Source organism: Acinetobacter sp. UBA3025 (genome assembly GCF_002367915.1).
Taxonomy (GTDB): domain Bacteria; phylum Pseudomonadota; class Gammaproteobacteria; order Pseudomonadales; family Moraxellaceae; genus Acinetobacter.
The window spans coordinates 1-5454 of sequence record NZ_DFDO01000334.1 but is presented as its reverse complement, the minus strand read 5'-3'; the positions used below and the strand labels follow the sequence as shown (position 1 = coordinate 5454).

The following is a 5454-nucleotide window of genomic DNA, read 5'->3' as shown; positions in this document are numbered from 1 at the left end:
AGACACTTCTGTCCACTGTTTATCTACTGCTTGCAGCGCTTCATTATTGGAATGAATATTTTTTACAATCTCAAGGTTTTCCGTAAAAGCTTTTTGAGAATCTGTCAGTTTTTTCATCGCTTCAGGTGTACCAGAAGCCGTTGCTTCAGTCGCCTGACGAGAAATGGTTTGTGAAAGCAGACGTAAATCACCCAGACTTTGTGTCAGCTGGTTAGCACGTGGCACACTGTAGAAAAGATACAATAAAGTGATGGTTGCCGCTAACAGACAGCCGGCTGCGCCATAAATAAACGGTTTAGACTTTTCACTATCACCAAATACACGTGACAACTGGTCTGTTTGTGATTGAATCTTGGATAAAAAAGTATTGCCACTTTTGCGGCTACCTTCACCTGTATTTTTCTTTTTAAGTTTAAAGCCCATGCAGCCTCTCCCCGATTTACGTCTTTATTACTTTCGTGCGCGACGTTTAATTTATAAATTTTATAGATGCGTTCATAAATTTTGGATTTTGCAACAGACGACTGAATAAGAACACATGCCATTGCTGGTTATGCTGGTGGAAAAATCCCTGACAGTATTCTTGTAAGTTATTATCCAATTCAGTAGTTTTAGAAAAAAAACTTTTCTTATTAAAATGTTGTATACCCAAAACTTGATCAACGACCAAACCGACATATTGGTCATTATGGTGAATACATAATACTTTTTGAGTCGGTGAAAACTGGCTACTCTGTCCTGATACATATTGAGTCAAATCAGAAACTGATAATAACCTTCCCCGAATATTGGCCAATCCTAACACCCATGATTGAGTATTAGGAACTGGCGTATATTTTGGAGGATAGATCACTTCGGATACTTCCCCCAGCGGGGCAACAAAATATTGCCCCATCATCTCAAAAGCAATGCCTGACCATCGGTTGACTTCATTTTCATTAGAAACGTAGTTTTTATTTCCCCGTTTCGCAATGCGAAGCAATTCGATAAATCCATTTGCTGCCATAGAGCTTATCCTGCGTTGAGGTGGTGCTTAATCACTTCAATCAACTGTTTTTCATCTACCGGTTTTGTAAGATAATCTGCGGCACCCTGACGTTTACCCCAAACGCGGTCAGTGGCCTGATCTTTGGTACTTACAATCACAATCGGAATATGCTTGGTGGTTGCACCACGTGCGATTTGACGTGTTGCCTGGAAGCCATTCACGCCTGGCATGACCACATCCATCAATACCAGATCTGGCAACTCAGCCTGAGCCATGGTTACCCCATCTGCACCATTGGATGCTTCAATCACCTCAAAGCCATGTTTAGAAAGAATCTCTCTAAAACGGAATGTTTCTGTCGGTGAGTCATCTACGATTAAAATACGCGCCATGCCAATTCCCCTAAAAAATCAATTATTAAGCACTAATATGGTTACGGATTGCATTAAGCAATTCATCTTTACTGAAAGGTTTAGTCAAGTATTCATCCGAACCAACAACACGACCTTTGGCCTGATCAAATAAGCCATCTTTACTCGAAAGCATAATCACAGGAATATTCTGATAATTTTGAGAATTTTTAATCAACGCACAAGTTTGATAACCATCTAGACGAGGCATCATAATATCTACAAATACGATATCCGGATTGGCTTCTGCGATTTTTGATAAAGCTTCAAAACCATCTACCGCAGTCACGACTTCATATCCTTCGCGCTGTAGAAGAGTTTCTGCTGTACGACGAATGGTCTTTGAGTCATCAATGACCATAACTTTTAGATTTTGGAATTTATCGTCCATTTTGACCCTTCCCATTTTAGAAACGATGCGCCATAAGGCTCATAGGATTATTTTATTACGATCGATAAACATTTTTAACACAAATCCACTTGTATTATCAATGAACATTTTCTACACAAGTGTGCAAAAATAGCGGATTTCATCAACCATTTCACATTTTTATTTTGTCATTGCTTTTTTTTTGACTGACGGTAGTTTTTAATTCGTGAATTTGAGTCTAATATAGCATTATTATTACTTTAAAATAAGTAATTTAGTCAACTTTCAATTGGGGAGCCAATGATGAGTCAGTTTTCAGAAAAACTTGCTTTCATTGATAAAAATAAAATGACTGGCCAATTCATATTTGCAGTGACACTTTTTCTTCAGGTCACCATTTCATATGCCTCAACTAACCAGCCACCAAAAGCCACCTGGTATCGCTATTATGATAATAAAGGCGTGGCCAATATCAGCACTAACGTTACCCCCAACCATATCCGCTATGGCTATGAGGCACTTGACCAGAATATGCAGGTCATTAAACGTGCACGTCCTTATAATGTCGATAAAGATATTAAACAGGCGCCGCAACGTGCCCAGCAAGCCCAGCGCATCGCAGAAGATCAAAAACTGAAACGTGCCTATACCAATAGCCATGTTGCTCTACAAAAAAAGAATGAAAGTCTGAGCCAACTGAAGAAACAGATTGCCTTTCAGCAAGAGCAGATGAAACAGTTGCAGCAAGACCGGGTCATGTTTGTACGCCAAGAACGTGAATATTTACGTAAAGGCAATAATCCCCCGGCCTCTTTAAAAGCCAACCTTGAAAACAACCAGAAAAACCTGATTTCTCAAAAAGAAAATATTCAATCTTTACAAACTCGCTATCGAAATATGGAAGCGGAATACGACAGAATTATTGCCCGTTTAAAAGCGCTTGAATAAACACAAATAACTTGTTGTTGCTTTAAACGACCACAAGTGAAAAGGATTAATATGCCATTTGCACAGCATTTTCATATTTCAAAGACCTCTTCTTCGCGCTCTGTATTGATGATGAGTGCACTTTGCTTAAGTCTTTTTCTAAGCGGCTGCAATAAAAATGAATCTACACCGCAAGCCGAAAGTCCAAAAACAATTGAACTGATCCCTCAGGATCTGGTTGCTGTAAAAACAGGCACTTCTATCCAGAAATCAGCATTTACCGGCACTATTCGCGCAGTCAACCAAAGCAGTATTCAGGCGCAGGTTTCTGCCACTGCCACCAGTGTTAATGCTCAGGTCGGTGACAATGTAGCTAAAGGTCAGGTACTGGTTCGCTTAAATAATCAGGATAATGCCGCACGTCTGGCTCAGGCCCGTGCCAATCTGGCATCTACCCAGGCACAGGCTAATCAGGCGCGCAACATGATGCAGCGCAAAAAGCGTCTGCTCGACCAAGGCTTTATCTCTAAAGTTGAATATGAGCAAAGCCAGGTTGACTATCAGGCCCAGGTTGAAAATGTCCGCGCACAGCAAGCCAATGTCGATATTGCCGTAAAAGCCGATCGTGATGGCATTATCACTAGCCCGATTAGTGGCGTGATCACTCAGCGTCAGGTTGAGCCCGGTCAAACCGTGGCGATCGGACAAACCCTGTTTGAAATCGTAAATCCAAATCAACTGGAAATTCAGGCCCGTGTCCCGAGTGAGATGCAGTCCAGTCTGCGTTTAGGCAGCAAAATTGAATATCAGATTCAGGGCAATCCAAACACATTTACCGCTGCTATTAGCCGGGTATCTCCAATTGCTGATCAGGCTAGTCGCCAGATTGAATTCTTCGCCAGACCAAATGAAAGTATTCCCTCTTTAAGTATTGGCTCTTTTGTTGAAGGCAATATTCTGAGTTCTCAACAAGTTTCTGGCCAGATCATTCCCCTCAATACCATTCAGGATATCCAGAATAAACCTTTTGTTTGGATTATTCGCCAGAACAAAATTATTAAAGTGAATGTTCAGGTTCTGGAACAGCGCTACAACCAGAATACGGCAGTAATCCAAGGTCTGGAGACAGGTGATCAGGTCAGTCGCATTCCATTTACCGAGGCAGATCTCAACAAGCCAGTGACGCTGCGTTCCAACTAATCAGACAGGATCATTAATATGTGGTTTACCCGAATTAGTGTGAAGTATCCCGTCTTCACCATTATGATGATGTTCTGTTTGATGGTGCTTGGACTAGCTTCCTGGCAGCGCATGGGTGTGGAAGAATTTCCGGATGTGGACTTCCCCTTTGTCGTGATTTATACCAACTATCCAGGTGCTTCCCCAGAAACCGTTGAATCAGAAATTACCAAAAAACTCGAAGATCAGATCAATACTATTTCCGGTTTAAAACAGGTGATTTCACAATCCAGTGAAGGTCTGTCGATGATCACGGCTGAATTCAATCTGGAAGTGCCTTCAACCACGGCAGCACAGGATGTCCGTGACAAAATTGCTTCAGTCACCGCTGAATTCCGTGATGAAATTCAGGAGCCAGTCGTCGAGCGTTATGATCCGACTGCCAATGCAATCATGTCGATCGTATTTGAATCTGACAATATGGGCTTAAAAGCACTAAGCTCCTATCTGGATCAGCGCATTGTTCCACAACTACGGACTGTTCCGGGTGTAGGTACAGTCAACCTGCTCGGTGATGCACAGCGCCAGATTCGTATTCAAGTTGAACCACAGAAACTGCAAGCTTTTGGCATTGGCGTGGATAGCGTCATTAATACTCTGAAATCTGAAAATATCGAAGTTCCGGGCGGTACATTAAAATCTGGCAACTCGGAACTGGTGATTGAGATCAATTCCAAAGTCCTGCATCCCCTCGCCTTTGGCGATCTGGTCATTGCCAATAAAAATGGTGCACCGATCTTTCTGAAACAGGTCGCAGAAATTGAAGATAGTCAGGCAGAACTTGAAACTGGTGCATTTCTGAATGGCAAGGCTGCAGTGGCTGTCGACATTCTGCGTAGCTCTGATTCTAATGTTATTGAAGTAGTAGACAGTACCTACAAAACTCTTGAAAGCATTAAAGCCCAATTACCACAAGGAACCACCTTAAAAGTTGTGATGGATTCTTCAAAAAGTATCCGCGGCACCATTGGTGATGTTGCGCGTACCATTATTGAGGGTGCGGTTCTTGCTGTGCTGATTGTTCTATTATTTTTAGGTTCTTTCCGCTCAACGGTCATTACTGGCCTCACTTTACCGATTGCATTGCTCGGAACTTTGACCTTTATCTGGGCTTTTGGTTTCAGCATCAATATGATGACCTTATTGGCCCTGTCTTTAAGTATCGGTTTGCTGATTGATGATGCAATTGTAGTACGGGAAAATATCGTACGGCATACCGATATGGGTAAAGACCATGTCACTGCCGCGCTGGACGGCACCAAAGAAATTGGCCTTGCCGTTCTGGCAACAACACTGACCATTGTCGCGGTATTCTTGCCTGTTGCCTTTATGGGCGGAATCATTGGCCGTTTCTTCTATCAGTTCGGTGTAACGGTGAGTACCGCCGTTCTGATTTCCATGTTTGTTAGCTTCACTCTAGATCCAATGCTATCTGCGCATTGGGCAGAAAAGAAAAAAGATCCCAATAAAAAGCCAGGGCGCATTAAACGTTTCTTTAACTGGATTTCAGGTAAATTAGA

General features: G+C 42.2%; 6 protein-coding genes and 1 pseudogene. 3 read left to right on the top strand and 4 right to left on the bottom strand.

Features of this window, described 5'->3' with window-relative positions:
• The 4 genes and pseudogenes from B4J23_RS14260 to pilG all read right to left on the bottom strand — a co-directional run.
• Positions 1-423: pseudogene (locus B4J23_RS14260) on the bottom strand (chemotaxis protein); the annotation flags it as partial.
• Between the two features lie 46 nt (positions 424-469).
• The gene (locus B4J23_RS14255) at positions 470-1006 is read right to left on the bottom strand and encodes a chemotaxis protein CheW (RefSeq protein WP_159123371.1); all 537 of its coding nucleotides are present in this window, start codon (positions 1004-1006) and stop codon (positions 470-472) included.
• Positions 1007-1011: 5 nt separating this feature from the next.
• Positions 1012-1380 carry a response regulator gene (locus tag B4J23_RS14250; protein ID WP_004784985.1) on the bottom strand — a complete coding sequence of 123 codons (369 nt, stop codon included), beginning with the start codon at positions 1378-1380 and terminating at the stop codon, positions 1012-1014.
• 25 nt (positions 1381-1405) lie between these two features.
• A complete protein-coding gene (gene pilG / locus B4J23_RS14245) occupies positions 1406-1789 on the bottom strand; it encodes a twitching motility response regulator PilG (RefSeq protein WP_004784987.1) in 384 nt (127 codons plus the stop codon).
• 282 nt (positions 1790-2071) lie between these two features.
• On the opposite strand from pilG, the gene B4J23_RS14240 reads away from it, so the two are divergent.
• From B4J23_RS14240 to B4J23_RS14230, 3 genes are all read left to right on the top strand, one after another.
• Positions 2072-2716, top strand: coding sequence for a hypothetical protein (locus tag B4J23_RS14240; protein ID WP_034170199.1), 645 nt, complete (start codon positions 2072-2074; stop codon positions 2714-2716).
• Between the two features lie 51 nt (positions 2717-2767).
• Positions 2768-3895, top strand: coding sequence for an efflux RND transporter periplasmic adaptor subunit (locus tag B4J23_RS14235; protein WP_291361547.1), 1128 nt, complete (start codon positions 2768-2770; stop codon positions 3893-3895).
• A gap of 18 nt (positions 3896-3913) precedes the next feature.
• The coding region (locus B4J23_RS14230; RefSeq protein ID WP_291361544.1) for an efflux RND transporter permease subunit at positions 3914-5454 on the top strand (1541 nt) is incomplete at its 3' end.

Excerpts from the sequence above, each read along its gene's own strand:
- B4J23_RS14255 (WP_159123371.1), bottom strand. The coding sequence starts at position 1,006 with ATGGCAGCAAATGGATTTATCGAATTGCTTCGCATTGCGAAACGGGGA.
- B4J23_RS14250 (WP_004784985.1), bottom strand. The coding sequence starts at position 1,380 with ATGGCGCGTATTTTAATCGTAGATGACTCACCGACAGAAACATTCCGT.
- pilG (WP_004784987.1), bottom strand. The coding sequence starts at position 1,789 with ATGGACGATAAATTCCAAAATCTAAAAGTTATGGTCATTGATGACTCA.
- B4J23_RS14240 (WP_034170199.1), top strand. The coding sequence starts at position 2,072 with ATGAGTCAGTTTTCAGAAAAACTTGCTTTCATTGATAAAAATAAAATG.
- B4J23_RS14235 (WP_291361547.1), top strand. The coding sequence starts at position 2,768 with ATGCCATTTGCACAGCATTTTCATATTTCAAAGACCTCTTCTTCGCGC.